This window comes from Roseobacter sp. HKCC-CH-9208 (assembly GCF_037805125.1).
Taxonomy (GTDB): Bacteria; Pseudomonadota; Alphaproteobacteria; order Rhodobacterales; family Rhodobacteraceae; genus M30B80.
On record NZ_JBBLYK010000001.1, the window covers coordinates 208,123 to 233,177 of the forward strand.

Consider the following 25,055-nt stretch of genomic DNA (forward strand, 5'->3'; position numbering starts at 1 on the left):
AAAGCCTCGCCTATGCGAAGCATATGACAATAGAACCCATTGCCCAATCCCATGAGCGGCTTCTGATCATTGATTTCGGCAGCCAAGTGACGCAACTGATTGCCCGCCGCCTGCGCGAGCAAAATGTGTATTGCGAAATTCACCCCTATCAAAATGTCGATGCCGCGTTTTTGGCGGAATTCGATCCCAAGGCGGTGATTTTCTCGGGCGGGCCAGATTCGGTGATGCGCGAAGGATCTCCGCGCCCGCCGCGCGCCGTGTATGATCTGGGCGTGCCGATCATGGGCATCTGCTATGGCCAGCAGGTGATGATGCAGGATCTAGGTGGCAAGGTTGAGGCAGGCGAACACGCCACCGCCGAATTTGGACGCGCCTATGTGACCAAAACCACCGCCCAATCAGATTTTGTGGATGGATGGTTCAGCGCGGAAGATGGCCGCGAACAAGTTTGGATGAGCCACGGCGACCATGTTAGCAAAATTGCCGATGGGTTCGAAGTGCTTGGCACATCCCCAGGCGCGCCTTTTGCGATCACCGCCGATGTGAACCGCCGTTTTTACGCGGTGCAATTCCACCCCGAGGTGCATCACACCCCCAATGGCGCGCAGCTCTATAAGAATTTTCTCTCCATCGCAGGTTTCCGCGGCGATTGGACAATGGCGGGCTATCGTGACCAAGCGGTCGCCGCCATTCGCGAACAGGTCGGCGATGCTAAGGTGATTTGCGGCCTGTCAGGCGGGGTTGATAGTTCGGTCGCTGCGGCCCTCATCCATGAGGCTATTGGCGATCAGCTCACTTGCGTCTTTGTGGATCATGGCCTGCTGCGCATGGGCGAGGCTGAGGAGGTGGTCACGATGTTCCGCGACCACATGAACCTGTCTGTGATCCACGCGCAAGAACAGGATTTGTTCCTTGGTGCGCTCGAAGGGGTCAGTGACCCCGAGGTGAAGCGCAAAACCATCGGCAAATTATTTATTGATGTGTTCCAGAAATATGCCGATAGCATCGAAGGCGCCTCCTTTTTGGCGCAGGGCACGCTTTACCCTGATGTCATTGAAAGCGTAAGCTTTTCTGGCGGGCCAAGCGTCACGATCAAAAGCCATCACAATGTGGGTGGCCTGCCCAAAAAGATGGGGCTGAAACTGGTCGAACCCTTGCGCGAATTGTTCAAGGACGAGGTGCGCGCCTTGGGTCGTGAACTGGGTCTGCCCGCACATTTCATCGGCCGCCACCCCTTCCCCGGACCTGGTCTTGCGATCCGTTGCCCCGGCGAGATCACCCGCGAAAAGCTAGAAATCCTGCGCAAGGCCGATGCGGTTTATATCGACCAAATCCGCAAGCATGGGCTTTATGACGAGATTTGGCAGGCCTTTGCGGCGATCCTGCCCGTGCGCACCGTGGGTGTGATGGGCGATGGCCGCACCTATGATTATGCCTGCGCCCTGCGTGCGGTGACATCAGTTGATGGGATGACAGCGGATTATTACCCCTTTAGCCATGATTTCTTGGGCGAAACCGCCACCCGCATCATCAACGAGGTCAAGGGCATCAACCGCGTGACCTATGACATCACCTCGAAACCGCCCGGAACGATTGAGTGGGAGTGAGGCGCGATATATGTGTCAGTCACAGGTCTGAAAACCAAACGCATGATCAGTTGGATCAGGTTTTAGGCCTTGGCAATCCCCGCCTTTCGCGCAGCGCAAACAGCCAAAGGCGCGCGCTTTGTCGGCACGAAAATCCGCCAAGGTGTGCATCATACCTTGACTGTGTGGGACAGCAAAGCCGATATGATGGCCTATCGCAGATCACCTGCGCATCTTAAATCCATGGGGGTGTTCGCCCAAATTGCTACGGGCAAGGTGCATGGATATGAGGCCGATAATATTCCGACATGGGACGCAGCTTTGGCCGAATATGACGCAAAGGCACGTGACGTCTGAATTGTCCCTCAACTCTCAGGCGCCACGTAAACACCCTGCTCTTTAAGAGCGTCAATCACTTCTTCGGGCATATAGGTCTCGTCATGGCGGGCAAGGATTTCGGTTGCTTCAAACACGCCATCAATCAGGCGGCCTGTGCCAACCATGCCTTCGCCCTCGCCAAACAAATCTGGCAGAACACCCGTGTAAGACACAGGGATGGAGGCCGCGCCATCAGTGACGTTGAAAGTGATGGTCGCCCCTTGGCCGCGGCGCAAGGTCCCCTCCTCCACAAGGCCGCCGATGCGGAAGGTTTTATTCGCTGCGGGCGGGTTTTCGGCAACCTCGGCGGGCGGCATGAAGAAATTGATGCCATCACGAAATCCATACCCAACCAGCGCGGTCATGCCTACCAGGCAAAATACGGCCAGCATAACAATCTGAATACGGCGTCTTTTTTTCAATGTTTGCATCGTCTTACACCTATCATTCCATCACACCGTCACGTGAGGTCATGGGAAAAGCGCGAGGTTTTCTAACCCTTGCTTTTCGTCACACCCAAGCATCAAATTGGCGTTTTGCAACGCTTGACCCGATGACCCTTTGCACAGGTTATCAAGCGCGGCAAAAACAATCGCGCGGCCCGCGCGCCGATCGTTTGCCACCCCTATATAGGCATGGTTCGAGCCGCGCACATCATGCGTTGACGGGGCTGCGCCAAAGGGTAGCACATGCACGAAAGGCTCAGATGCATAGGTTGCGGCCAATGTGTCGTAAATCGCCTCAGCCTCGCCTTTGACATAGACCGTGGCCAAGATCCCGCGGTTAAACGGGGCGAGATGGGGGGTAAATTGCACCTCAACCTTGCGCCCTGCGAGGACTGAGAATTCTTGATCAAATTCCCCCAAATGGCGATGTGTGCCGCCTACCCCATAGGGGTTTGTGCCTTCGGAGATTTCAGCATGAAGCAGGTTTTCTTTAAGGCTGCGCCCTGCCCCAGACACGCCAACCACCATGTTAATGATGATCTCATCAAGATCAACCAGCCCCGCCGAAATCAAAGGCCGCAAGGCATATTGCCCCGTGGCCGCGTTGCAGCCCGTGCCTGCGACAAGACGCGCCGCTGATATCTCATCACGGTAAAATTCAGTCAGGCCATAGACCGCTTCGGTCTGCAATTCTGGGGCGGCATGGGGCTGGCCATACCATTTTTCATAGGCCACAGGATCGCGCAGACGAAAATCCGCGGAGAGATCCACAATTTTCAAATTGCGCGGCAGGTCTTTGATCACCGCCTGCGAGGTCGCATGGGGCAGCGCGCAAAAGGCCAGATCAACATTCGTGAAATCGATTTCTTCAATTTTCTGAAGAACGGGCAAATCTAAATTACGCAAAAAGGGAAACACATCCCCCATCGCCATGCCCGCCTTGCGCTCGCCTGACAGGGCCATGATGCGCATGCCCCCATGCCCATGGATCAGCCGCACCAATTCCGCGCCCGTATATCCAGAGGCCCCTAGGATCGCGATATTCTTTGTCATTCCATCTCTTTCATGCATCAGGAAGCGCTGCCTGTTCAAAGGCAATCTTGCGGCGCAAAAACTGTGTGGCCTTGTTCGATACTTTTTGCGGGTCGCCCGTTGTCAAAAACTTCGTCACGGCCCCCGCACCTGCCATTTCAGGGCGGCGGGTCAGATAATCGGCCAAACTTTCGGCAACCAGATTGGGCTGGCTGTATACGGCCACATCAGGGCCAAGGGCAGTGCGGAAATGCTCTTCAACCAGCGGGTAATGGGTGCAGCCCAAAATGGCCGCCTCGGGGCGCGGCATACGGCGCAACAGCGCCTCAACATGGCTGCGCACCATCGCCTCAGCCAAGATCATATCACCCATCTCAATCGCATCCACTAAGCCGCCACAGGGCTGTGCTTCGACATCAACACCAATGGCGCGAAAGGCCAATTCACGTTGAAACGCGCGGCTTGAGACAGTTGCAGGCGTGGCAAAAAGCGCCACATGTTTTACCGCAACTTCGCGGGGGGGCGAGTTATCCCCCCATTGCCGCTCGGTCAGCGCCTCAATCAGGGGGACAAACACACCAAGGACGCGCTTGTCTTTCGGAACCCACCCCTCCTGCATCCGCCGCAACGCGGCCGCAGAGGCGGTGTTACAGGCTAAAATGACCAGATCACAGCCTTGATCAAACAGGCATTGCACCCCGCGCTTGGTCAGATGGTAAATATCTTCTGCATCACGCACCCCATAGGGCGTGTGCGCGTTATCGCCAAAATATACCAACGGCAAATCGGGCAATCGCCGCGTGACCGCATCCAACACTGTCAGCCCGCCAAGGCCTGAGTCAAATATGCCGACCGCCATCTTCCTGCCTTTCATGCCGCTTGGCGAGACGCTTTTGATCAAATTCAAACCCGCGCAAGCGAGGGTCAATCGGCGTTTGGCTCAAGCGATAGGTTTCGCTGCGTAGAAAATCCATCAATGCGGGCGGATTGTCCAGATGAGCTGCCATATCTTGCCGCGAAATTGGCCTGCCCAATGTCACCTCAAGCGGCACTTTCATCCGTTTGCGAAATTCACGGATCAGCAACCCCATACGCAAGGTGACATGGATATGGCTCATGATCTGGAAAAGACGCGAATTCTGCCCTTCAAAGAAAATCGGGATCACGGTTGCGCCTGAACGCGCGACCATGCGCGCGGTAAAGACCCGCCAATCTGGATCTATCGGAATGCTAAAAGGTTTGGCCGCAGTCGAAACTGTGCCGCCAGGGAAAATGCCAATCGCGCCCCCTTGATCCAAATAGGAAAACGCGGCCTTGCGTGTGGTGATGTTTTGCGCAACCGCCTCTTTGGTTTCATCGAACGAGACGGGCAGAATGATCCGCTCAAGATCGGGGGCCTTGCGGAAAATCTGATGCGCGAGAATGCGAAAATCCCCGCCCCGGCGCTGGGATAGGATATGTCCCATAATCAACCCATCCAAAATGCCAAACGGATGGTTCGCAATCAAAATCAGTGGCCCCACCTCGGGGATGCCCTCGAGCCCTGCCCCGTGATACTTGATCTTCAGGCCATAGCGATCGCACATCACCTGCCAAAAATCATGACCTGCCGCCACTTGATCCTCATAGCCTTCGGCACGGCGGATTAAGGACAGGCGCCCTGTCGTGTTTTCCAACAAACGGATCACCGCACGCCCCATTCGGGTCTGCGCCGAGGTCGCATAGGTGATATCACGCGCCACCTGATAACGCTTTAATTTGCGGGGATGTTCTGTCATCCATGCCCCCGCTTCGGCCAACCCCAAAGGCAGATCAGCTCTAACGCAACATGGGCGGCAGCCACCGCCGTGATCTCGCCCGTGTCATAGGGGGGGGAAACCTCAACCACATCGCCGCCGATTAGGTTAATCCCCGCCAATCCGCGCAGGATCAAGGCCACCTCACGGCTGCTCAAGCCCCCCCAGACAGGCGTGCCTGTTCCCGGGGCATGGGCCGGATCAAGCGCATCAATGTCAAATGAAAGATAGACAGGCGCATCACCAAGCCGCGTGCGGATCGCTGAAACCACATCCGCCACACCGCGCCGCGCCACATCTTGGGCACTGATGATTTCGATGCCCAGATTGTCCTCCACCACTGTGCGAATACCCACATGGATTGACCGCTGAACATCAATCAAACCTTCCTTCACCGCCTTGTAGCAGAAGGTTCCATGATCCACCCGCGCAGGCGCATCATCAGGCCATGTGTCGGTATGGGCATCAAATTGCAGCAAGGCCACGGGCCCGAATTTGGCCACATGGGCGCGCAAAATCGGCAGGGTGATCGAATGATCCCCGCCCAAGCTGATGACATTCGCCCCTTGGGCCAAAATGCCCGCAATATGCGCCTCAATTGCGGCGGGCGTCTGCGTGGGTTGCGCATAGTCCAGTGCCATATCGCCGTAATCGGCAATCGCAAATTGCTCAAGCGGAGAGAAACCATCCCACCCAAAGGGCGGATCAAAAGGTTGCAAACTTGAGGCAGCGCGGATGGCGCGCGGGCCAAATCGGGTGCCTGCGCGATACGTCACCGCCTGATCAAAGGGAATGCCTGTAATAGCCAAGTCCACCCCCGATAGGTCTTTAGACAGTTTGCGGCGCAAAAAAGAAGGCACCCCAGAAAACGCATTCTCAAATGCAAGCCCTTTGAACGATCCCGCCGTAATGGCCAGATCAATTTGGCTTTTGGCATCTTCCAGCGCCATTTTGCGCCTCTCCCTTACTGTCCTTGATCCGTTCTGTTCCAGCTTTGGGAAAAACTCAAGCCAAACCCGCCGCGGCGACTGGCCTCAAGGGTGAAATTCGACTAGATCTAGCCCAAAGATCAAAAAGGATGGGCAGATGACCGAGCAGACCGATAAATTGCGCCAAGATTTTATTGACGCGATGAGCCTTTGCGCGAATTCCGTCTGCGTGGTCAGCACCGATGGCGTTGCAGGTTTGGGGGGCTTGACCGTCTCGGCCATGAGTTCTGTTTCTGCAGACCCAGACACCCAAGCCGATGGCCCAACCATGTTGATTTGCGTTCATGCCAATTCGACATCGCTGCCTGTCATTCTGAAAAATGGCGTATTTTGCATCAATATCCTCGGCCAAGGATCTGATCAAACAGCAGAAATTTTTGCAGGCCGGCATGGCCTCACAGGGGCTGCGCGCTTTGACGGGGTTGCCTGTGCCCCACTTGCCACGGGCGCGCCCGTTTTCTCAGATGCTTTGGCCGCCTTTGATTGCACCATTTTGAAATCAGACACCATCGGGACGCATCATGTGATTTTCGGCGTAGTGCGCGCCGTGACCCTATCCGATCAGACCGACCCGCTGATTTACCACAAACGCCGCTTTCGCGCCCTTACGCCCGAAACCAAATAAAGGGATGCGCCATGTATAATCGTGATCTGATTGAAAATGGCGGCGGCTCAATGGCCCGCCTCCTAGAGATCATGCGCGCCTTGCGCGACCCAGAGGCGGGCTGCCCTTGGGATATCGAGCAAGATTTCGACAGCATCGCCCCCTACACGATTGAGGAGGCCTATGAGGTGGCCGATGCAATCTCGCGCCGTTCATGGGGCGAATTGCGCGGCGAATTGGGGGATTTGGTTCTGCAATCGGTCTATCACGCGCAAATCGCGGAAGAGGCAGGGTATTTCACCTTTGACGATGTTCTGCGCGACATTTCCGACAAAATGGTCGCGCGCCACCCGCATGTGTTTGGTGCAGAAAATCGCGACAAATCGGCAGACCAACAGGTCGAAGATTGGGAAAAGATCAAAGCCCGCGAGCGCGCCGCCCGTGCGAAAACGGGGGTTTTGGCCGATGTCGCACTCGGCTTGCCCGCCTTGATGCGGGCGGAAAAGCTGCAAAAGCGGGCAGCACGCGTGGGGTTTGATTGGCCGCAGATTGATCAAGTGATCGATAAAATCGCCGAAGAATCCGCTGAATTGGCTGAGGCGCGCGCGACCCTCCCCCAAGAGAAAATTGCCGAAGAAATGGGCGATTTGCTGTTTGTGATGGCCAATCTCGCGCGTCATCTCAAGGTTGACCCCGAAACGGCCTTGCGCAACGCGAATGAGAAATTCACCCGCCGTTTCAATTATATAGAAAACCAACTTCGGGAAGATGGTCGCAGCGCAGATCAGTCCAATCTCGAAGAGATGGAAGCCTTGTGGCAAGAGGCCAAAACCAAGGGGCTGTAACGCCGCCATCTTGCCAAGCCTGTGATTTTAGCTACCTTCCTGCTTTGGCGCGATTTTGGGGCGCCTAACCTAGGAAAGCGTGCACAGATGAGCCAAGCGAACCAACAGCGCCCCGCATTGGCGGCGCTCTGGATGACGGGGGCGATTGTCGCCTTTACCCTGATGGCCATTGCGGGGCGCGCTGTCTCCTTTGAATTGGACACGTTCGAAATCATGACCTATCGCTCGGCTGTGGGGGTGGCGGTGGTTGCGATCCTGGCCACGGTCTTTGGCAAATGGGGCGAGGTCAAACGCGACAAGTTGCCGATGCATATGGGGCGCAATATCTTTCACTTTGCGGGGCAAAACCTGTGGTTTTACGCGATCACTGTGATCCCACTTGCGCAGGTTTTCGCGCTTGAATTCACCTCGCCGCTTTGGGTCATGCTTTTGGCTGCCCTGTTTTTGGGCGAGCGTTTGACGCGGCTCAAGCTGTTTGTCGCGGTTGTGGGGTTCATCGGCATCCTCCTAGTCGTGCGCCCTTGGGTGGCGCCCCCCTCTGCGGGGATGATCATTGCCGCGGCGGCGGCGCTTTGTTTTGCCAGCACCGCGATTTTCACCAAGCGCCTGACACAGAGCCAAACCATCACCTGCATCATGTTCTATCTCACGATCATGCAACTGGTCTTTGGTCTGGTGTGCAGCCTTGCAGATGGGGATATGGCCTTGCCGACAGGGGGCAATGTGGCGTGGATTGTTTTGATCGGCTTTGCGGGGCTCGTGGCGCATTTTTGTTTGACATCCGCCCTCAGTGTCGCGCCCGCCTCGGTGGTGATGCCACTGGATTTTGTGCGCCTGCCTGTGATTGCCCTGATTGGGGTCATACTGTATGCCGAACCCCTTGACCCAATAGTGCTTTTGGGGGCAGCCCTTATTTTTGGGGCAAATTACCTGAATATTACGGGCGCCGCGCGGCTAGAGCGCCGCAAGGCCGCAACCAGTTAAATGTAATTTTTTAGGCATTTTTTATATATACAAGACGGGTGTGCTTGCGCTTAATGATCACCAAGGCGGATCATTGTAGGAGGGACACCCATCATTACCCGTAAGCGTTTGTTGCTTGCATCTGTTTATTCACTTTTATGCAGCCTGTGCATTGGCCAAGTCGCCCATGCAGGGGGCCTAGATCAAACCACATTCTCACCGCTAATCCTGTTCGAGGATGGCGGTTATGCCGAAATCAGCGCACAGCGCCGCGATATTACTGTGTCAGGCGCACTTATCGCCGCGCCAAACGTGGGCGCACAAAATGTCCTGCAAAACCGCACCACGCTGAATTTGGGACATAAGCAAGATTTGGGTGACCGCATGGGCGTGGCGTTGCAAATCACCACCCCCTATGCTGCCAACACTGCCTATAACGCGGTGGGGTATCCGCTGAACGGCACCACTGCCACATTGGAAAGCCGTGCCATCACAGCACTTTTATCCTATGACATCAGCCAAAACGCCTTTGCTTATGGTGGTCTGCGCCTGTTGCAATCGGATGGTGATATTTACGTTTCGCTGAATGCAGGCGTGCCGAATGTCTTTTCCTACCGCTTTGATGGCAAAAGCGATACGGGCCTTGGCTATGTTCTGGGGCTTGCCTATAGCCGCCCTGAATTCGGCACCCGTCTTGCCCTGAGCTATACTAGCCCGATTGATCTGACGTTTTCAAGCCAAGAGGGGCGGGTATTGGGCGTGGCAGGCGCAACCCCTGCCCTCAGCGACACGCGATTTGGCGTTGAGATGCCCGCAACCCTCAGCTTTGATTTCCAACAGGGCATTGCGACCAACACCGCCCTTTTTGGCCGCATTCAACAAAGCCGTTCGGGGGGATTTGAGATCAGGCCAAACCTTTACCCCGCGGGGGCATTGGTCACCTATCGTGATGATGTCATGCGCTATGATTTGGGCATCAAGCATCGCCTGAGCGAGGAGTGGGGTATACCGGCCCTGTATTCGCAAGAGCCGCAAACGGGCGGGCTATCTAGCAACCTTGCCCCTGTTGATGGCCTACGCGCCTTCACGCTTGGGGCCGAATATACGCGCGGCGGCGCGGCCATCGGGTTTGCCCTCTCTGAGGTGCGATTTGACGACACAACAACGGGGCTTGGAACCACGCCCTTTGCGCGGTTCAACGGAAACAGAGCAAGGCTTGTCACGATCCGTCTCAGCCATCGCTTTTAAGGTCGCCCACAAAATCGCCATTGGAATTTGGCAGGTTTTCGGGATAGACCTGCCAAAACAAGGCTTTGGCAAAGGCGGCAGGCCCTATGGAAATGCTTTATAAATCCGCAAGCGATTGGCGTGCAGCGGCGCAAAAACAGGTTCTTTTTTTCGGGATGTCAGGCCTTGGTAAAACACGGCTTGCCAATTTGCTACGCGATGCTGGGGATTGGTTCCACTATTCCATCGATTACCGCATTGGCACCGCCTATATGGGCGAGCATATTGTCGACAACCTCAAACGTCAGGCAATGCAAGTGCCGTTTCTGGCAGATTTGCTGAAGTCGGATTCCATTTATATCGGCTCAAACATCACGTTTAACAACCTCGCGCCGCTCTCTACCTTCCTCGGAAAACCTGGTGATCCTGCCAAGGGTGGGGTCGGGTTTGAAGAATATATGCGCCGTCAGGCGTTGCATCGGCGCGCTGAGATCAACGCCCTTTTGGACACGCCCAGCTTTATCAGCCGCGCGCGCGACCTTTATGGATATGCCAATTTCGTCTGCGACACGGGCGGCTCTATTTGTGAGGTTGTTGACCCCAACGACCCGCAAGACGAAGTGCTGCGCACGCTTGCGCATAATTGCCTGATGATTTGGATTGAAGGCAGCGAAGATCATACCGAGGAATTGATCCGCCGCTTCACCCGTGCGCCAAAGCCCATGTATTACCAGCCGCAATTTCTGAATGCGCGATGGGCTGACTATCTGGCCGAAACGGGGCTGTTGCCCGATGCGGTCAATCCAGATGATTTTATCCGCAACACCTATGCGGCAGCCTTGCATCATCGCGCGCCGCTCTATCGCGACATGGCGAAGAACTGGGGCCTGAGGGTCAGCGCCGAGGATGTCGCGCGTGTGTCCGATGCACAAGATGTGATTGCTTTGATCGCCACAGCCCTTGAGGCGCGCGGCGAGATCACCTAAATCCCCTTTTCGCGCTGAAGATACGGATCACCAAATGCCGATAACCCTGCCAACCAGCCTGCCTGCATTCTCCATCCTTCGGGATGAGGGGGTGATGGTCATGGGGCGCAGCGCGGCAGAAAGCCAAGATATTCGGCCATTGAAAATTGGGCTTTTGAACCTGATGCCCAAGAAAATTCAGACCGAGACGCAATTTGCCCGCCTGATTGGCGCATCGCCATTGCAGACGGAATTCTCGCTGATCCGCATGAGCGAACATGAAACAAAGAACACCGCCGCGGAACATATGGCCGAGTTTTATCACCCATTTCGTGATGTGCGCGAGCAAAAATTTGATGGTCTGATCATCACAGGCGCGCCGATTGAGCATCTGGATTTCGAAGATGTGACCTATTGGTCTGAGCTGTGCGAAATCTTCGAATGGACGCAAACCAATGTCCATTCCACCTTTGGCATTTGCTGGGGCGGGATGGCGATGATCAATTATTTCCACGGCGTCAAAAAACATATGCTGCCCGCAAAGCAATTCGGGTGCTATCGGCATCGCAATCTGCAATCGGACAGCCCCTATTTGCGCGGGTTCTCCGATGATTTGGTGATGCCCGTCAGCCGTTGGACGGAAATGCGCCGCCCCGAGATCGAGGCAGCGGGCCTGCCCGTGTTACTCGACAGTCCCGAGGTGGGCCCTGCCTTGGTCGAAGATAGCGCACATCGCGCGCTCTATATCTTCAACCATCTTGAATATGACAGCACCACCTTGGCCGAAGAATATCAACGTGATCTGGGGAATGTTCAGGTGGACGGGGCCAGTATCGCCCTGCCCGTCAATTACTTCCCCCATGATGATCCAAGCCAAAAACCGCTCAACCGCTGGCGCAGCCATGCCCATCTTCTATTCGGCAATTGGATTTCGGAAATCTACCTGACGACACCCTTTGATATGGCGCGCATTGGCCAAGACAGCACCGATCTGCGGCGGTGATAGACGGGCGCAAGATGCGCCCCTATATTCAACCCAGACTGCACTGGGAAATTGGCCATGATTGATAGAAAACCATTTGATGGCGCAATTACGCGCTATTTTGAAGACGATGCGTCCTAGGCGATCCGCGCGGCCCTCAAGACAGCCGAGACTTTTGACATTCTTGATCCGACCTACCCCTATGCTGCGCGGATGGAAAATAGTCTCTACATGGCTGAAATGACCGCATTGCAAATCGAACTGGCAAAATTTCACGCATGGGTGCGCGAAACAGGTCAACGGATTGCTGTGATTTTTGAGGGGCGCGATGCAGCGGGCAAGGGCGGCGCGATTGTGCGCGTCATGGAAAACCTAAATCCGCGGGTGGCGCAAATCGCGGCCTTGTCGAAACCCAGCGAAACCGAACCGGGGCAATGGTATTTCCAACGCTATATTCAGCATCTGCCAAGCCGCGGGCAAATTCCGCTCTTTGATCGCTCATGGTATAATCGGGGCGTTGTGGAACATGTGTTTGGGTTTTGCACGCCCGCGCAACGCGAGGCCTTTTTTGCCCAAGCCCCACGGTTCGAGGATATGCTGCTTGAGGATGGGATCAGCCCGACGAAAATCTGGCTCAATCTGGGCCGTGCCGAACAACTGCGCCGCTTTTTGGCGCGTGAGAATGACCCGCTCAAACATTGGAAACTGTCGCGTATCGATGTCGATGGTCTGGCAAAATGGCACGAATACAGCGCCGCGATCCGTGAAACCCTGACCCGCACCCATACCGCGACAGCGCCGTGGCATGTGATCCGTGCTGATGATAAACGCCGCGCGCGTTTGGCGGTGATCCGACAGATTCTCAGCCAGTATGAGTATCCAGAAAAAGACCCCAACCTTGCGTCCGCCCCCGATCCTGCCATAAGTGGCGGGCCTGAGGTTTGGACAGATCAAGGGGACCATGCGTAAACAGGGCTATCATCACGGCAATTTGCGTCAAGCCTTGGTTGAGGCCGCTTTGCGGTTGATCACCGAGAAAGGCCCCGCAGGTTTCACCTTGGCCGAGGCGGCCAAGGATGCGGGCGTGACCCCTGCCGCCGTGTATCGCCATTTTCAAGGCCGTGAAGAATTGATCACCGAGGCCGCCTTGCAAGGTCACGCGATCTTTCGCGAGGCGATGGAGGCCGCATTCAACAGCAAATCCGCCCCTCTGGCCGCATTCGAGGCCACGGGCCGCGCTTATTTGCGGTTTGCGCAATCTTATCCCGGTCACTACATGGCCATGTTTGAAAGCGGCCTTTCGGCCAATGCCCATCCTGATTTGGCCCGTGCATCAGAAAGATCTCGCGCGATTTTGGAACGGGCCGCCGAGGCACTTAGCGCACAATTGCCCGCCGACAGACGCCCGCCTGCATCCATGTTTACCGCACATATCTGGGCCATGAGCCACGGGGTTGTTGAACTCTTCGCGCGCGGTCGCGAAGGTGGCAATGCCCCCTTTCCCGCCAAAGACCTTCTTGAGGCAGGGATCGGGATTTATCTGCGCGGTCTTGGCCTGCTCGACAAAGACTGTTAGCGCAGGACACAGGAGACGTCACGCAATGCCAAAAAAAATGGCACTGGCCCGTAAAATTTACACAAATGTGACGATCTCCCTTTAAGGAATGCAAGAAAACCCTTATAGTCCAAATACTTGGATATGCGCGCAGGATGAATGCAATGGATTGGGATCGTTTACGGATCTTTCACGCCGTGGCGGATGCAGGCAGTTTGACCCATGCGGGGGACGTGTTGCATCTCAGCCAATCGGCGGTGTCGCGCCAAATTCGATCCTTAGAAGACGAATTAAACGCAACCCTGTTCCACCGTCACGCGCGCGGTTTGATTCTGACCGAACAGGGCGAATTGCTCTTTGATGCCACGCGCCATATGGCAAAGCGCCTTGATGCTGCCGCAGCCCGCATTCGCGACAGCGAAGAAGAGGTCTTTGGTGAATTGCGCGTGACCACCACCATCGGCTTTGGCTCGCTATGGTTGGCACCGCGCCTGCCCGCGCTTTATGAAAAATATCCCAATCTCAAGATCGATTTGATGCTTGAGGAACGGGTGCTGGATTTGCCAATGCGCGAGGCCGATGTGGCCATCCGCATGAAGGAACCCAGCCAAGCGGATCTCATTCGCAAGCGTTTGATGAATATTCGCATGCGTCTTTACGCTTCGCCCCAATATCTCGAACAAAACGGCGTTCCCCAAACACTTGAGGATTTACGCGACCATCGCCTGATCAGTCAGAATGCAACGGCGGCACAGGTCTCCTCAGGTGCGCTTTTGGTGCGTCAGCTGATGTCTTATGAAATTGGCAGCTTCTTGACTGTGAATAACTATTTCGGGGTGCTGCAGGGCGTCATCCATCACCTTGGCATTGGGGTCTTGCCCGATTACCTGACGCAAGACTTTCCCAATTTGGTGCGCGTTCTCGACAATGTCGAAAGCAATGATGTGCCCGTTTTCCTTGCCTATCCCGAAGAACTGCGACAGTCCAAACGCATCGAGGCCTTCCGCGAATTTGTGACCGAAGAAATCATCGCACATCGCCGCAAAGAACGGGACGGAAACGTCTAAACGGCCCGAACTCCTGCGTGACATTTCCGCCATGACCGTGTGTGATATGCGCCACATGCATAGCGGGTTTGCATTCTTGTGGCGGGATTTTTCTTGATACTTCGCAAAGTGATCATTAATTGGGCAGTAGTGATGACATTTGAACAAAGTGTCATGACTACCTCCCTGTTGGACTTCGGCCGAGACTTGTCTCGGCCTTTTTTTTGGCCAAAGCGCAAGATGCGGCTTTTGCACAACCTGTGCCCCGCCCCCCTTTCCCCTCCCTCGCCTATGCCGTAAAGACGGGGTGTCTGCGCGCCATTGCGCCTCGCCACAGGAACGATACCCCATGACCGAACCCGAAATCACCCCCGAGTTGATCGCCGCACATGGCCTTAAGCCTGATGAATATGAGCGCATCCTCGAGATCATCGGACGCATCCCGAATTTCACGGAACTTGGCATTTTTTCGGCCATGTGGAACGAGCATTGCTCGTATAAATCTTCAAAAAAATGGTTGCGCACCCTACCAACCGAAGGGCCGCAGGTCATTTGCGGGCCGGGCGAGAACGCAGGCATTGTTGATATTGGCGATGGTCAGGCTGTCGTGTTCAAAATGGAAAGCCACAACCACCCCTCCTATATCGAGCCCTATCAGGGCGCGGCCACGGGCGTGGGTGGGATTTTGCGCGATGTTTTCACGATGGGCGCGCGTCCAATTGCGGCGATGAATGCACTCTCCTTTGGTGCAGTAGATCACCCCAAAACACGCTCTTTGATCCATGGGGTTGTGCGCGGTGTTGGCGGCTATGGCAACAGTTTTGGCGTCCCCACTGTGGGGGGCGAGTTGCGCTTTGACGCGGCATATAATGGCAATTGCTTGGTCAATGCCTTTGCCGCAGGTCTGGCTGAGACGGATAAGATTTTCTATTCCGCCGCCTCTGGCGTGGGAATGCCTGTTGTCTATTTGGGCGCCAAGACAGGTCGTGATGGGGTTGGCGGGGCCACGATGGCCAGCGCCGAATTTGACGACACGATTGAAGAAAAGCGCCCAACTGTTCAGGTTGGCGACCCTTTCACAGAAAAGCGCTTGCTTGAGGCCTGCCTTGAATTGATGGCGTCAGGCGCGGTGATCTCGATCCAAGATATGGGCGCCGCAGGCCTGACCTGTTCTGCGGTCGAGATGGGGGATAAGGGCGGCTTGGGGATCAAGCTGCAACTTGATCATGTGCCGCAGCGCGAGCCGAATATGACCGCCTATGAAATGATGCTCTCCGAAAGCCAAGAGCGCATGTTGATGGTGCTACGCCCCGAAAAAGAGGCCGAGGCGCGCGCCATTTTTGAAAAATGGGATCTCGATTTTGCCATTGTCGGGGAAACGATTGCTGTAGACCGCTTCGTGATCATGCACGGCAATGCGGTGAAGGCGGATTTGCCGCTGTCGAAACTGTCCTCTACGGCACCAGAATATGACCGCCCTTGGGTCGAAACCCCTGCCGCCGGGGCGGTGGATTTCATCCCAGAAATCGACCCGATTGATGGGTTAAAGGCGCTTTTGTCTTCGCCCAATTACTGCGGGCGCGGCTGGGTCTATCAACAATACGACACCCAAGTTGGCGCAGACACGATCCGCACGCCGGGCTATGGGGCGGGCGTTGTGCGCGTGGCAGGCACGAATAAGGCGTTGGCATTCACCTCGGATGTGACGCCGCGCTATGTCAAAGCGAACCCCTTTGAGGGCGGCAAGCAGGCCGTGGCTGAGGCCTATCGCAACCTTGTCTCTGTAGGGGCAACACCGCTTGCCACCACTGACAACCTGAATTTCGGCAACCCCGAAAAGCCTGAAATTATGGGCCAATTCGTGGGTGCCATTAAGGGCATTGGCGCGGCCTGTTCAGCGCTCGACACCCCAATCGTTTCGGGCAATGTCAGCCTTTATAATGAAACCGATGGCAGCGCGATCCTGCCCACCCCCACGATTGGGGCGGTTGGCTTGATTGCGGATATTGACCGCGACCTGATCAACGGAACGGCACGCGAAGGTCACTGGGCGCTTCTGGTCGGGGAAACCCATGGTCATTTGGGCCAATCCGCGCTGTTGGCCGAAGTGTTCCATCGCGTAGAGGGCGATGCCCCCCCCGTGGATCTTGAGGCAGAGCGGAAAGCGGGCCAATTCATTCTCGACAATCGCGAAATGATTTCAGCGTGTAATGACCTCTCGGATGGCGGGCTTGCCTTGGCTGCGTTTGAGATGGCCACAGCCTCAGACACGGGTGTGACATTGGATGCAAGCCATGCGGCCAGCTTGTTTGGCGAAGATCAGGGGCGCTATTTGATTGCCTGCTCGACCGATAAGGCCGAAGCCTTGATGGTTGCCGCGGGCCAGGTGGGCCTTCAGATCACCACGGTTGGTAAATTTGGTGGCGACCAGATTACCATTGGCGGCTCTAGCGAAAGCCTTGATGCGCTTCGGGCCCTATCAGATGGCACGCTGTCCCGCCTGTTTGACTGAGCCATAACGCGCCCCCAATAGGCCCCTTGTTTGGGGCCATATCGGGGCATAGATTAGACGTAACAGACCGGAATTCATGAGGGCAGATATGGCAATCACAGCACAAGACATCGAGGACCTAATCCGCGCATCTTTTCCTCAAGCGCAGATCACGGTTGAGGGTAATGATGGCCAGCATTTCGCTGCTCAAGTGATTGATGCCAGCTTTAAGGGCATGAACCGCGTGGCCCAACAACGTGCTGTTTATGCCGCCCTTAAAGGCAAAATGGATGGCAGCGCGGGCGAATTGCACGCGCTTGCCCTCACCACCCGCGCCCCCGATTAAAAGGAAGACCCAGATGAGCGTAGAAGATCAGATCAGAGAGATGATCACGAAAAATGACGTGGTCTTGTTCATGAAAGGCACAAAATCCATGCCACAATGCGGGTTTTCCAGCCGCGTGGCAGGTGTTTTGAATTACATGGGCGTGGAATTTGCCGATGTGAATGTGTTGGAAGATGAAAATATCCGCCAAGGGATCAAGGATTTCTCAGATTGGCCCACGATCCCGCAACTCTATGTGAAGGGCGAATTCGTGGGCGGCTGCGATATCATCACCGAGATGACACTCTCAGGCGAGTTGGACGCGATGTTTGACGCGCAAAATGTCAGCTATGACAAAGAAGCAGCAGATAAAATTCGCGAGGCAAACACCTGATTTCGTTTAATATTGTGAAAAATGGCGCGTTAGGTTTTGCCTGACTCGCCATTTTTCATTTCTTTTTCGTATCGCCCTTGCGAACATGTTTGCTTAGGCGCGAGGGAATGGTTTTTTTGCGATCCTTGTAGGGGTTTTTATCCGCTTGGCTGCGCATGAACAGACGGATCGGCACACCTGGCATGCCAAAACTATCGCGCAACCCATTGACCAAATAGCGCGAATAGCTTTCAGGCAGCTTTTCTGGCATCGAACACATCACAACAAACGAGGGCGGGCGCGCTTTGGCTTGGGTCATGTAGCGCAGGCGAATACGCCGCCCTGATGGTGCGGGCGGTGGATGCGCCTCGATCATTTCCCCCAACCATCGGTTCAGCGTGGCTGTTGGCACACGGCGGTTCCAAATCTTGGCAGCGTTAATGATTGCCGCATGCAGCCGATCTAGCCCTTTGCCTGTCTTGGCCGAAACCGTGACCATCGACACGCCCTTGATCTGCGGCAATAATTTTTCAAGACGATCGCGCAGGAATTTGAGTTTTTCCTGCTTCTCATCCTCAACATCCCATTTGTTTGCCGCAATCACCACCGCGCGCCCCTCGCGCTCGGCCAGATCAGCGATGCGCAAATCTTGCGCCTCAAATGGAATGGCCGCATCCAGCAAAACCACGACCACTTCGGCAAATTTGACAGCACGCAGACCATCGGCCACGGAGAGCTTTTCCAGTTTTTCCTGCACGCGGGCGCGCTTGCGCATCCCTGCCGTGTCGAAAATCCGCATCGGCACCCCATCCCATGTCACTGGAAGCGAGATCGCATCACGGGTAATCCCCGCCTCGGGGCCCGTGAGCAAACGCTCCTCCCCCAAGATTTGGTTGATGAGGGTGGATTTGCCTGCATTTGGGCGGCCGATAACGGCGATTTGCAAAGGCCGCTCAAGCGTTAATTCGCGCAGACCCCCTTCCTCGGTTTCATCCTCATCAAGCTCGATATCGGTTTCGGGGCTATAATCTTCAGCTTCCTTCGCCTCGATCAGCGGGGCAAGGGCCACGGCCAATTCGCCCATACCTTCGCCATGCTCAGCGGATAGGGCTAAAGGCTCGCCCAAACCCAGTTCATAGGCCTCAAGCCACCCTGCCTGCCCTGCTCGTCCTTCGGATTTATTTGCGCCCAAAAGGACAGTGACGCCGCGCTTGCGCAGCAGATCGGCAAAGGCATGATCGGTCGGCGTCAGGCCTGTGCGCGCGTCAATCAAAAACAGACACGCATCCGCCATATCAACCGCCCGTTCTGTCAGGCGGCGCATACGGCCTTGCAGACTGTCATCTGTGGCTTCCTCAAGACCCGCCGTGTCAACCACAGTGAACCGCATGGATCCAAGCCGCGCCGCGCCTTCGCGCAGATCACGGGTGACGCCAGGTTGATCATCAACCAAGGCAAGGCGCTTGCCCACCAAACGATTGAACAAGGTGGATTTGCCCACATTGGGCCGACCAATAATGGCGAGGGTAAAGCTCATGATCTCGACAGTGTAAAATTCCTAAGACCCGTCCCCTATCGTAAGGCAGGGACGAAGGAAAGCCCAAGCAAATTTCGACCGCTATTTTGCACGGCGCAGCATCAGATCGAACCGCTCAAGAAACCGCGAACGATCCGCCTTGGCAAAGGGGCGCGGGCCAGAAGGGGTGCCCTCCTGCGGCAGGCCAGCCCGCAAATCAGCCATCAGCGCGCGTGTTGCCACCTGCGCGCCGATTGTGTCCATTGTATAGGCATCCCCCTTGGGCGAAATTACCTGCGCGCCTAATTTCAACGCGCGTTCCGCCAAAAGAATATCGCCAGTCACCACAATATCATTCGCTTCAAGCCCGGCTATGATCGCATCATCAGCGGCATCAAACCCGTCCCCCACCAGATGCATCGCCAAAAGTGGGTGATCGGGCAGACGCAAATATTGATTGGCCACAAAGCGCACTCCAATCTTGTAGCGCAGCGTCACGCGAATGGCCTCTTCGCGCACGGGACAGGCATCTGCATCCACAAACACCATCGGTGAGCTTGGCCTTGGCATTTCAGTTTTAGGGGCATCTGCCGTCATTTTCACGTCTCCCGCGTCTGCTATCCGCGAATCTTCCAAATTTCCGCCCGCGGGAAAAAAATTGTCTAGCGGGGCATTTTGCAGCAAAATGTAAGGCGAATTGGCTTAATTCCCTCTATCCACAGGCGAATGATCGGCAAATCCATGCAAATGCGGTTCAATTCCCCGCCGTTGTGGGTCGTTTTCTCTTTCCAACCCCGTAAGCTGGCATTAATTCTTATCCATCTGGGGTAATAACAACAACTTGGGAGTTCTTCATGAAAAAACTTTTGCTGGCTTCGGCCGCCTCATTGGCGCTTGCGTCCATGGCAACCGCACAAGAGGTAAAGATCGGCACTGTTGTGGGCTTTACAGGCCCGCTTGAATCGCTTGCGCCTGACATGGCTGGTGGCTCGGAATTGGCGATGAACGAAGTGAACGCAAGCGGCAATTTCCTGAACGGCGCGACTGTTGTCTCCGTGCGCGGCGACAGCACTTGTATTGACGCGGCCGCTGCAACTGCTGTTGCAGAACGCCTCATCACATCTGATGGCGTCAGCGGGATTGTCGGCGCGGATTGCTCGGGCGTCACCAACGCAATGCTGCAAAACGTAGCCGTGCCAAACGGCATGGTCATGGTGTCCCCATCCGCCACTTCGCCTGCGCTGACCACCGTTGAAGACAATGGCCTCTTCTTCCGCACCGCGCCATCTGACGCGCGTCAAGGTGTTGTGATGACCGAGGTGATCATGGATCGCGGCATCAAATCCGTTGCGGTGACCTATACCAACAACGATTACGGCCAAGGCTTGGCTGATAGCTTTGCCGCAGCATTCGAAGCGGCGGGCGGCACTGTAACCCTCGTTGCAGCGCATGAAGATGGCCGTGCGGATTACTCTGCAGAAGTAGGCGCCTTGGCGGCTGCGGGCGGTGACGCATTGGTCGTTGCAGGCTATGTGGATCAGGGCGGCTCGGGCATCATCCGCGCAGCACTGGATTCTGGCGCATTTGAAACCTTCGTCTTCCCTGACGGCATGGTGTCTTCTGCTCTCGTTGGAAACTTTGGCAGCGAGATTGATGGCTCCTTCGGCCAGCACCCTGGCACCGATAGCGAAGGTGCAGCGATTTTCGAAACCCTCGCCGCTGAAGCAGGGTTCGATGGCACCCAGCCTTTCGCGAAAGAATCCTATGACGCAGCAGCCTTGATCATGTTGGCCATGCAGGCCGCAGGCTCAAGCAACCCTGCCGATTACGCAGGCGAGATCATGGATATCGCAAACGCCCCAGGCACACCAATTCTGCCTGGTGAATTGGGCAAAGCCTTGGAATTGATCGCAGCGGGCGAAGACATAGACTATGTTGGTGCCTCTGCCGTTGAATTGATCGAGCCAGGTGAATCCGCGGGCAACTATCGCGAGATCGAAATCTCTGGCGGCGAGATCACAACAGCACGTTTCCGCTAAGTTGATCTAATCAAGACCAACGGGCAGCCCGGAGTGATTTCCGGGCTGCTTCGTTTAAAGGATGCGGGACAAGCGATGATTACTGTCGAAAATCTGCACAAACATTTTGGCGGCTTTCACGCCGTGGATGGCGCAAGCCTGACAATTGAAACAGGCTCTATCACGGGTCTGGTTGGCCCCAATGGCGCGGGAAAGACCACGCTGTTTAACGTGATTGCGGGCGTTTTGCCCCCGACATCTGGCCGCGTTGTTATGGATGGCGAGGATATTACGGGCCTTCCGCCCCACGAGCTATTTGGCAAGGGATTGCTGCGCACATTTCAAATCGCGCATGAATTCTCATCCATGAGCTGCCGCGAGAACCTGATGATGGTGCCAAGCGGCCAATCGGGGGAAACGCTGTGGAACACATGGTTTGGCCGCAAACGCATTGCTGAAGAAGAGCGCGCGCTGAAAACCAAGGCTGATGAAGTGTTGGAGTTTCTAACCATTTCCCATCTCGCAGATCATCCGGCAGGCGCGATTTCTGGTGGCCAAAAAAAGCTGTTGGAACTGGGCCGCACGATGATGGTGGATGCAAAAATCGTGTTTCTAGACGAGGTGGGTGCAGGCGTTAACCGCACGCTGTTGAACACGATCGGCGATGCGATCATCCGCCTGAACAAAGAGCGCGGATATACATTTTGCGTCATTGAACATGACATGGATTTCATCGGGCGGCTTTGTGACCCTGTGATCGTGATGGCCGAAGGGCGCGTTTTGGCCGAAGGCACATTGGACGAGATCAAAGCCAATGACGATGTGATTGAGGCCTATCTTGGGACAGGTCTAAAAAATAAGGACAAGATCGGGGCATGAGCGAGACATCACCCTTTTTGATCGGCGAGGCGATGACGGGCGGATATGGCAAAGGGGCCGATATCCTGCACAGCTGCACCATCGCGGTCGAGCGCGGCGAGATCGCCGTCATTGTGGGCCCTAATGGCGCGGGCAAATCGACCGCCATGAAGGCGGTCTTTGGCATGCTGTCGCTGCGCGAGGGGCGTGTTGTGTTGGATGGGGATGATATCACCGCACTTTCGCCGCAAGATCGCGTTGTGCGCGGGATGGGGTTTGTGCCGCAAACCAATAACATCTTCACCTCTATGACGGTCGAGGAAAATTTGGAAATGGGTGCCTATATCCGCCGCGATGATTTCCGCGACACGATGGATCAGGTCTATAGCCTCTTTCCAATCCTAAAAGACAAACGCCGCCAAGCGGCGGGCGAATTATCGGGGGGTCAGCGTCAACAAGTGGCCGTGGGGCGCGCGCTGATGACCAAGCCGAAAGTGTTGATGTTGGATGAGCCGACCGCAGGTGTCTCGCCCATTGTTATGGACGAGTTATTTGACCGCATCATCGAAGTGTCCCGCACGGGCATCCCCATTTTGATGGTCGAACAAAACGCGCGTCAGGCGTTGGAAATCGCGGATAAGGGCTTTGTTTTGGTGCAAGGGCGCAACGCCCATACAGGCACGGGCAAAGAGCTTTTGGCAGATGCGGATGTGCGCCGCTCCTTCTTGGGGGGGTGAGGAATGGATTTTCTAAACGCAATTGTCGCTTTGTTGAATTTCGTGATTGTGCCTGCCACCGCCTATGGCGCGCAATTGGCGCTTGGTGCGCTTGGGGTGACGTTGATTTACGGCATCTTGCGCTTTTCCAATTTCGCGCATGGTGACACGATGGCCTTTGGCACGATGATCACCATTCTGGCCACATGGGGCCTGCAATCTTTAGGCGTCACGGCGGGGCCCTTGCCAACCGCCCTTATCGCCTTGCCCCTTGGCATCGCTGCCACAGCCGCCTTGGTGGTCGGCACGGATAAGATGGTCTATCGTTTTTATCGCGAAACCAAAGCCAAACCTGTGATCTTTGTGATTGCCTCAATCGGCGTGATGTTCGTGATGAACGGGATCGTGCGCTTTATCATCGGGGTTGATGATCAAAACTTCGCCGATGGGGCAAGGTTTCTTATCTCTGCCCGTGATTTCAAAGATATGACAGGCCTTGATGAAGGGCTCGCCATCCGCTCGACCCAAGCAATCACAGTGATCGTGGCGATTTTGGCGGTGGTGGCCCTATTTTGGTTCTTGAACAAAACCCGCACGGGCAAATCCATGCGCGCGTTTTCCGATAACGAAGATTTGGCACTGCTCTCAGGCATCAACCCTGAACGCGTTGTGATGATCACATGGTTGATTGTGGCGGCTTTGGCGACCACGGCGGGCGTGCTTTATGGTCTCGACAAAAGCTTTAAGCCCTTTACCTATTTCCAACTGCTCTTGCCCATATTTGCCGCCGCGATTGTGGGCGGGCTTGGCAATCCTCTGGGGGCAATTTTGGGGGGCTTCCTGATCGCCTATTCCGAAATCGCGGTCACCTATGCCTTCCGTAAGGTCGTTGGATATATCGGCCCCGAAGGCTGGAGCCCCGAAGGAATGCTGCAGCTTCTGTCGACTGATTATAAATTTGCCGTCAGCTTTACGATCCTTCTGATCGTGCTTCTGTTTAAACCCACAGGGATCATGAAGGGAAAATCGGTATGAACCTGACACTGGATCGCAAGGCGGCAGTTCTCTTTGCGTTGGTGGCTGTGCTTTATATCGGCACAGGCTTTGTTCAATCATGGAACACCGCGCTGTCTATTCTGAACATGGGCCTGATCTCGGCCATCATGGCGCTTGGTGTGAATATCCAATGGGGCTATGCGGGCCTTTTTAACGTGGGCGTCATGGGCTTCACCGCGCTTGGCGGTTTGGCGGCTGTTTTGATGGCCTCTGATCCTGTTGAGGGGGCATGGGGGGCCACAGGCGGATGGCAAATCTTGCTTGCCCTGTTGATGGGCGGCGCAACCATTGCCGCCGCAATTGCGCTATGGGGCAAGATGAAAGGTCACAAACTGCGCGGCCTTGCGATGGCGGGCTTGTTAATTGCGGGCTTTTTCATGTTCCGCGCGGTGTTTGACCCTGCCGTGACCACGGTTGAGGCCATTGACCCTGCCCTGACGGGCAATATCGGGGGCCTTGGTTTGCCCATCATTTTGGCATGGCCTGTGGGTGGGCTGCTTGCCGCAGGGGCCGCATGGATCATCGGGAAAACTGCGCTTGGTCTGCGGTCGGATTATCTGGCGATTGCCACTTTGGGTGTGGCTGAGATCATCATCTACATCCTGAAAAACGAAGATTGGTTGGCACGCGGCGTGAAAAACGTCATCGGCTTGCCCCGCCCTGTACCCTACGAGGTTGACCTACAAGCCAACCAAGCCTTTGTTGGCGCGATGCAAGGATTAGGCGCTGACCCTGTCACCGCCTCCTCCATCACGGTCAAGCTGGCCTATGCGGTGTTATTCTCAATCGTTCTGATTGCCCTGATCTGGCTGACACAGCGCGCGCTCAACTCGCCTTGGGGGCGGATGATCCGCGCCATTCGCGACAACGAAGTTTCTGCCGCCGCGATGGGAAAAAATGTCACCGCCCGGCATTTGCAGATTTTCATCCTTGGCTCGGCCGTTTGTGGCCTTGCGGGCGCAATGATGACCACGTTGGACAGCCAACTTGTGCCAAGCACCTATCAACCGCTGCGCTTTACCTTCTTGATCTGGGTGATGGTGATTGTGGGCGGATCAGGCAACAATATCGGCGCGGTCTTGGGCGGCTTCTTGATCTGGTGGTTCTGGATTCAGGTGGAACCTTTGGGTCTGTTACTGTTGCAGGGGATCACGGCGGGCATGGCCGAAGGATGGCTGAAAGATCACCTTATGGATGCCGCCGCGCATATGCGCCTTTTGACCATGGGTCTTATCCTGCTTTTGGTCTTACGCTTCAGCCCGCGGGGCCTGTTGCCAGAACGCTGAAA

The 25,055-nt window shown here is 55.7% G+C and carries 26 protein-coding genes; 19 read left to right on the plus strand and 7 right to left on the minus strand.

What is annotated here, in order from left to right:
* Nucleotides 1-23 precede the first annotated feature (23 nt).
* Both guaA and AAC621_RS01060 read left to right on the plus strand, forming a co-directional pair.
* A complete protein-coding gene (guaA, locus tag AAC621_RS01055; RefSeq protein ID WP_340251317.1) occupies nt 24-1,607 on the plus strand; it encodes a glutamine-hydrolyzing GMP synthase in 1,584 nt (527 codons plus the stop codon).
* 69 nt (nt 1,608-1,676) lie between these two features.
* Entirely contained in the window at nt 1,677-1,943 is a 267-nt protein-coding gene (locus AAC621_RS01060; protein ID WP_340251319.1) for a hypothetical protein, read from the plus strand.
* Between the two features lie 8 nt (nt 1,944-1,951).
* On the opposite strand, the gene ccmE is transcribed toward AAC621_RS01060, so the two are convergent.
* The 5 genes from ccmE to speB are packed head-to-tail and all read right to left on the minus strand — an operon-like array spanning nt 1,952 to nt 6,188.
* On the minus strand, nt 1,952-2,395 hold the full coding sequence (ccmE, locus tag AAC621_RS01065) for a cytochrome c maturation protein CcmE (RefSeq protein WP_340251321.1): 444 nt from the start codon (nt 2,393-2,395) through the stop codon (nt 1,952-1,954).
* A 39-nt stretch (nt 2,396-2,434) separates the two neighbouring features.
* Nucleotides 2,435-3,463, minus strand: a complete 1,029-nt coding sequence (gene argC / locus AAC621_RS01070; protein WP_340251323.1) for an N-acetyl-gamma-glutamyl-phosphate reductase — start codon at nt 3,461-3,463, stop codon at nt 2,435-2,437.
* A 10-nt stretch (nt 3,464-3,473) separates the two neighbouring features.
* Nucleotides 3,474-4,301, minus strand: a complete 828-nt coding sequence (locus AAC621_RS01075; protein ID WP_340251325.1) for a glutamate racemase — start codon at nt 4,299-4,301, stop codon at nt 3,474-3,476.
* Complete coding sequence (locus AAC621_RS01080) at nt 4,282-5,220, minus strand: lysophospholipid acyltransferase family protein (RefSeq protein WP_340251327.1); 939 nt, start codon at nt 5,218-5,220, stop codon at nt 4,282-4,284. Before AAC621_RS01080 ends, AAC621_RS01075 begins: the two co-directional genes overlap by 20 nt.
* Nucleotides 5,217-6,188 (minus strand): agmatinase, encoded by a 972-nt coding sequence (gene speB / locus AAC621_RS01085; RefSeq protein ID WP_340251329.1) that lies wholly within the window; start codon nt 6,186-6,188, stop codon nt 5,217-5,219. Before speB ends, AAC621_RS01080 begins: the two co-directional genes overlap by 4 nt.
* A gap of 136 nt (nt 6,189-6,324) precedes the next feature.
* Here speB and AAC621_RS01090 point away from each other — a divergent pair, with 136 nt between their 5' ends.
* The 12 genes from AAC621_RS01090 to grxD all read left to right on the plus strand — a co-directional run bounded on the left by AAC621_RS01090 (nt 6,325) and on the right by grxD (nt 17,624).
* Nucleotides 6,325-6,852: a flavin reductase family protein gene (locus AAC621_RS01090; RefSeq protein ID WP_340251331.1), complete on the plus strand. Its 528-nt coding sequence runs from the start codon at nt 6,325-6,327 to the stop codon at nt 6,850-6,852.
* 11 nt (nt 6,853-6,863) lie between these two features.
* On the plus strand, nt 6,864-7,676 hold the full coding sequence (gene mazG, locus AAC621_RS01095; protein ID WP_340251333.1) for a nucleoside triphosphate pyrophosphohydrolase: 813 nt from the start codon (nt 6,864-6,866) through the stop codon (nt 7,674-7,676).
* A gap of 87 nt (nt 7,677-7,763) precedes the next feature.
* Nucleotides 7,764-8,660 (plus strand): DMT family transporter, encoded by an 897-nt coding sequence (locus AAC621_RS01100; RefSeq protein ID WP_340251336.1) that lies wholly within the window; start codon nt 7,764-7,766, stop codon nt 8,658-8,660.
* A gap of 111 nt (nt 8,661-8,771) precedes the next feature.
* A complete protein-coding gene (locus AAC621_RS01105) occupies nt 8,772-9,887 on the plus strand; it encodes a hypothetical protein (protein ID WP_340251338.1) in 1,116 nt (371 codons plus the stop codon).
* Between the two features lie 92 nt (nt 9,888-9,979).
* The gene (locus tag AAC621_RS01110; RefSeq protein WP_340256239.1) at nt 9,980-10,852 is read left to right on the plus strand and encodes an ATPase; all 873 of its coding nucleotides are present in this window, start codon (nt 9,980-9,982) and stop codon (nt 10,850-10,852) included.
* A gap of 34 nt (nt 10,853-10,886) precedes the next feature.
* Entirely contained in the window at nt 10,887-11,834 is a 948-nt protein-coding gene (locus AAC621_RS01115; protein ID WP_340251340.1) for a homoserine O-succinyltransferase, read from the plus strand.
* A gap of 192 nt (nt 11,835-12,026) precedes the next feature.
* Nucleotides 12,027-12,782, plus strand: coding sequence for a polyphosphate kinase 2 (gene ppk2 / locus AAC621_RS01120; RefSeq protein ID WP_340251342.1), 756 nt, complete (start codon nt 12,027-12,029; stop codon nt 12,780-12,782).
* Nucleotides 12,775-13,389, plus strand: a complete 615-nt coding sequence (locus AAC621_RS01125) for a TetR/AcrR family transcriptional regulator (RefSeq protein WP_340251345.1) — start codon at nt 12,775-12,777, stop codon at nt 13,387-13,389. Before ppk2 ends, AAC621_RS01125 begins: the two co-directional genes overlap by 8 nt.
* 143 nt (nt 13,390-13,532) lie before the next feature.
* Nucleotides 13,533-14,435, plus strand: coding sequence for a LysR family transcriptional regulator (locus AAC621_RS01130; protein ID WP_340251347.1), 903 nt, complete (start codon nt 13,533-13,535; stop codon nt 14,433-14,435).
* 328 nt (nt 14,436-14,763) lie between these two features.
* Entirely contained in the window at nt 14,764-16,926 is a 2,163-nt protein-coding gene (purL, locus tag AAC621_RS01135) for a phosphoribosylformylglycinamidine synthase subunit PurL (RefSeq protein WP_340251349.1), read from the plus strand.
* 88 nt (nt 16,927-17,014) lie between these two features.
* Nucleotides 17,015-17,251 (plus strand): BolA/IbaG family iron-sulfur metabolism protein, encoded by a 237-nt coding sequence (locus AAC621_RS01140; RefSeq protein ID WP_340251351.1) that lies wholly within the window; start codon nt 17,015-17,017, stop codon nt 17,249-17,251.
* 13 nt (nt 17,252-17,264) lie between these two features.
* Nucleotides 17,265-17,624: a Grx4 family monothiol glutaredoxin gene (gene grxD, locus AAC621_RS01145; RefSeq protein WP_340251353.1), complete on the plus strand. Its 360-nt coding sequence runs from the start codon at nt 17,265-17,267 to the stop codon at nt 17,622-17,624.
* A gap of 55 nt (nt 17,625-17,679) precedes the next feature.
* Here grxD and der read toward each other — a convergent pair whose 3' ends face one another.
* On the minus strand, nt 17,680-19,140 hold the full coding sequence (gene der, locus AAC621_RS01150) for a ribosome biogenesis GTPase Der (protein ID WP_340251356.1): 1,461 nt from the start codon (nt 19,138-19,140) through the stop codon (nt 17,680-17,682).
* An 81-nt stretch (nt 19,141-19,221) separates the two neighbouring features.
* Nucleotides 19,222-19,716 carry a YaiI/YqxD family protein gene (locus AAC621_RS01155; RefSeq protein WP_340251358.1) on the minus strand — a complete coding sequence of 165 codons (495 nt, stop codon included), beginning with the start codon at nt 19,714-19,716 and terminating at the stop codon, nt 19,222-19,224.
* 257 nt (nt 19,717-19,973) lie between these two features.
* Here AAC621_RS01155 and AAC621_RS01160 point away from each other — a divergent pair, with 257 nt between their 5' ends.
* The 5 genes from AAC621_RS01160 (at nt 19,974) to AAC621_RS01180 (ending at nt 25,053) form a co-directional block, all read left to right on the plus strand.
* Nucleotides 19,974-21,158 carry an ABC transporter substrate-binding protein gene (locus AAC621_RS01160; RefSeq protein ID WP_340251360.1) on the plus strand — a complete coding sequence of 395 codons (1,185 nt, stop codon included), beginning with the start codon at nt 19,974-19,976 and terminating at the stop codon, nt 21,156-21,158.
* Nucleotides 21,159-21,233: 75 nt separating this feature from the next.
* On the plus strand, nt 21,234-22,016 hold the full coding sequence (locus AAC621_RS01165) for an ABC transporter ATP-binding protein (protein WP_340251362.1): 783 nt from the start codon (nt 21,234-21,236) through the stop codon (nt 22,014-22,016).
* Entirely contained in the window at nt 22,013-22,732 is a 720-nt protein-coding gene (locus AAC621_RS01170; protein WP_340251364.1) for an ABC transporter ATP-binding protein, read from the plus strand. The genes AAC621_RS01165 and AAC621_RS01170 overlap by 4 nt, the downstream gene beginning before the upstream one ends.
* A gap of 3 nt (nt 22,733-22,735) precedes the next feature.
* Nucleotides 22,736-23,746, plus strand: coding sequence for a branched-chain amino acid ABC transporter permease (locus tag AAC621_RS01175; protein WP_340251366.1), 1,011 nt, complete (start codon nt 22,736-22,738; stop codon nt 23,744-23,746).
* Nucleotides 23,743-25,053, plus strand: a complete 1,311-nt coding sequence (locus tag AAC621_RS01180) for a branched-chain amino acid ABC transporter permease (protein WP_340251368.1) — start codon at nt 23,743-23,745, stop codon at nt 25,051-25,053. Before AAC621_RS01175 ends, AAC621_RS01180 begins: the two co-directional genes overlap by 4 nt.
* Nucleotides 25,054-25,055: the final 2 nt, after the last annotated feature.

What these genes read in the sequence shown, in the direction of transcription:
- AAC621_RS01165 (WP_340251362.1), top strand. Translation starts at nt 21,234, where the DNA reads ATGATTACTGTCGAAAATCTGCACAAACATTTTGGCGGCTTTCACGCC.
- guaA (WP_340251317.1), top strand. Translation starts at nt 24, where the DNA reads ATGACAATAGAACCCATTGCCCAATCCCATGAGCGGCTTCTGATCATT.
- mazG (WP_340251333.1), top strand. Translation starts at nt 6,864, where the DNA reads ATGTATAATCGTGATCTGATTGAAAATGGCGGCGGCTCAATGGCCCGC.
- argC (WP_340251323.1), bottom strand. Translation starts at nt 3,463, where the DNA reads ATGACAAAGAATATCGCGATCCTAGGGGCCTCTGGATATACGGGCGCG.
- AAC621_RS01115 (WP_340251340.1), top strand. Translation starts at nt 10,887, where the DNA reads ATGCCGATAACCCTGCCAACCAGCCTGCCTGCATTCTCCATCCTTCGG.
- AAC621_RS01180 (WP_340251368.1), top strand. Translation starts at nt 23,743, where the DNA reads ATGAACCTGACACTGGATCGCAAGGCGGCAGTTCTCTTTGCGTTGGTG.
- ppk2 (WP_340251342.1), top strand. Translation starts at nt 12,027, where the DNA reads ATGGAAAATAGTCTCTACATGGCTGAAATGACCGCATTGCAAATCGAA.
- AAC621_RS01130 (WP_340251347.1), top strand. Translation starts at nt 13,533, where the DNA reads ATGGATTGGGATCGTTTACGGATCTTTCACGCCGTGGCGGATGCAGGC.
- speB (WP_340251329.1), bottom strand. Translation starts at nt 6,188, where the DNA reads ATGGCGCTGGAAGATGCCAAAAGCCAAATTGATCTGGCCATTACGGCG.
- AAC621_RS01155 (WP_340251358.1), bottom strand. Translation starts at nt 19,716, where the DNA reads ATGACGGCAGATGCCCCTAAAACTGAAATGCCAAGGCCAAGCTCACCG.
- AAC621_RS01175 (WP_340251366.1), top strand. Translation starts at nt 22,736, where the DNA reads ATGGATTTTCTAAACGCAATTGTCGCTTTGTTGAATTTCGTGATTGTG.
- der (WP_340251356.1), bottom strand. Translation starts at nt 19,140, where the DNA reads ATGAGCTTTACCCTCGCCATTATTGGTCGGCCCAATGTGGGCAAATCC.
- AAC621_RS01075 (WP_340251325.1), bottom strand. Translation starts at nt 4,301, where the DNA reads ATGGCGGTCGGCATATTTGACTCAGGCCTTGGCGGGCTGACAGTGTTG.
- AAC621_RS01110 (WP_340256239.1), top strand. Translation starts at nt 9,980, where the DNA reads ATGCTTTATAAATCCGCAAGCGATTGGCGTGCAGCGGCGCAAAAACAG.
- AAC621_RS01090 (WP_340251331.1), top strand. Translation starts at nt 6,325, where the DNA reads ATGACCGAGCAGACCGATAAATTGCGCCAAGATTTTATTGACGCGATG.
- AAC621_RS01170 (WP_340251364.1), top strand. Translation starts at nt 22,013, where the DNA reads ATGAGCGAGACATCACCCTTTTTGATCGGCGAGGCGATGACGGGCGGA.
- AAC621_RS01080 (WP_340251327.1), bottom strand. Translation starts at nt 5,220, where the DNA reads ATGACAGAACATCCCCGCAAATTAAAGCGTTATCAGGTGGCGCGTGAT.
- ccmE (WP_340251321.1), bottom strand. Translation starts at nt 2,395, where the DNA reads ATGCAAACATTGAAAAAAAGACGCCGTATTCAGATTGTTATGCTGGCC.
- grxD (WP_340251353.1), top strand. Translation starts at nt 17,265, where the DNA reads ATGAGCGTAGAAGATCAGATCAGAGAGATGATCACGAAAAATGACGTG.
- AAC621_RS01100 (WP_340251336.1), top strand. Translation starts at nt 7,764, where the DNA reads ATGAGCCAAGCGAACCAACAGCGCCCCGCATTGGCGGCGCTCTGGATG.
- AAC621_RS01160 (WP_340251360.1), top strand. Translation starts at nt 19,974, where the DNA reads ATGAAAAAACTTTTGCTGGCTTCGGCCGCCTCATTGGCGCTTGCGTCC.
- AAC621_RS01140 (WP_340251351.1), top strand. Translation starts at nt 17,015, where the DNA reads ATGGCAATCACAGCACAAGACATCGAGGACCTAATCCGCGCATCTTTT.
- AAC621_RS01125 (WP_340251345.1), top strand. Translation starts at nt 12,775, where the DNA reads ATGCGTAAACAGGGCTATCATCACGGCAATTTGCGTCAAGCCTTGGTT.
- purL (WP_340251349.1), top strand. Translation starts at nt 14,764, where the DNA reads ATGACCGAACCCGAAATCACCCCCGAGTTGATCGCCGCACATGGCCTT.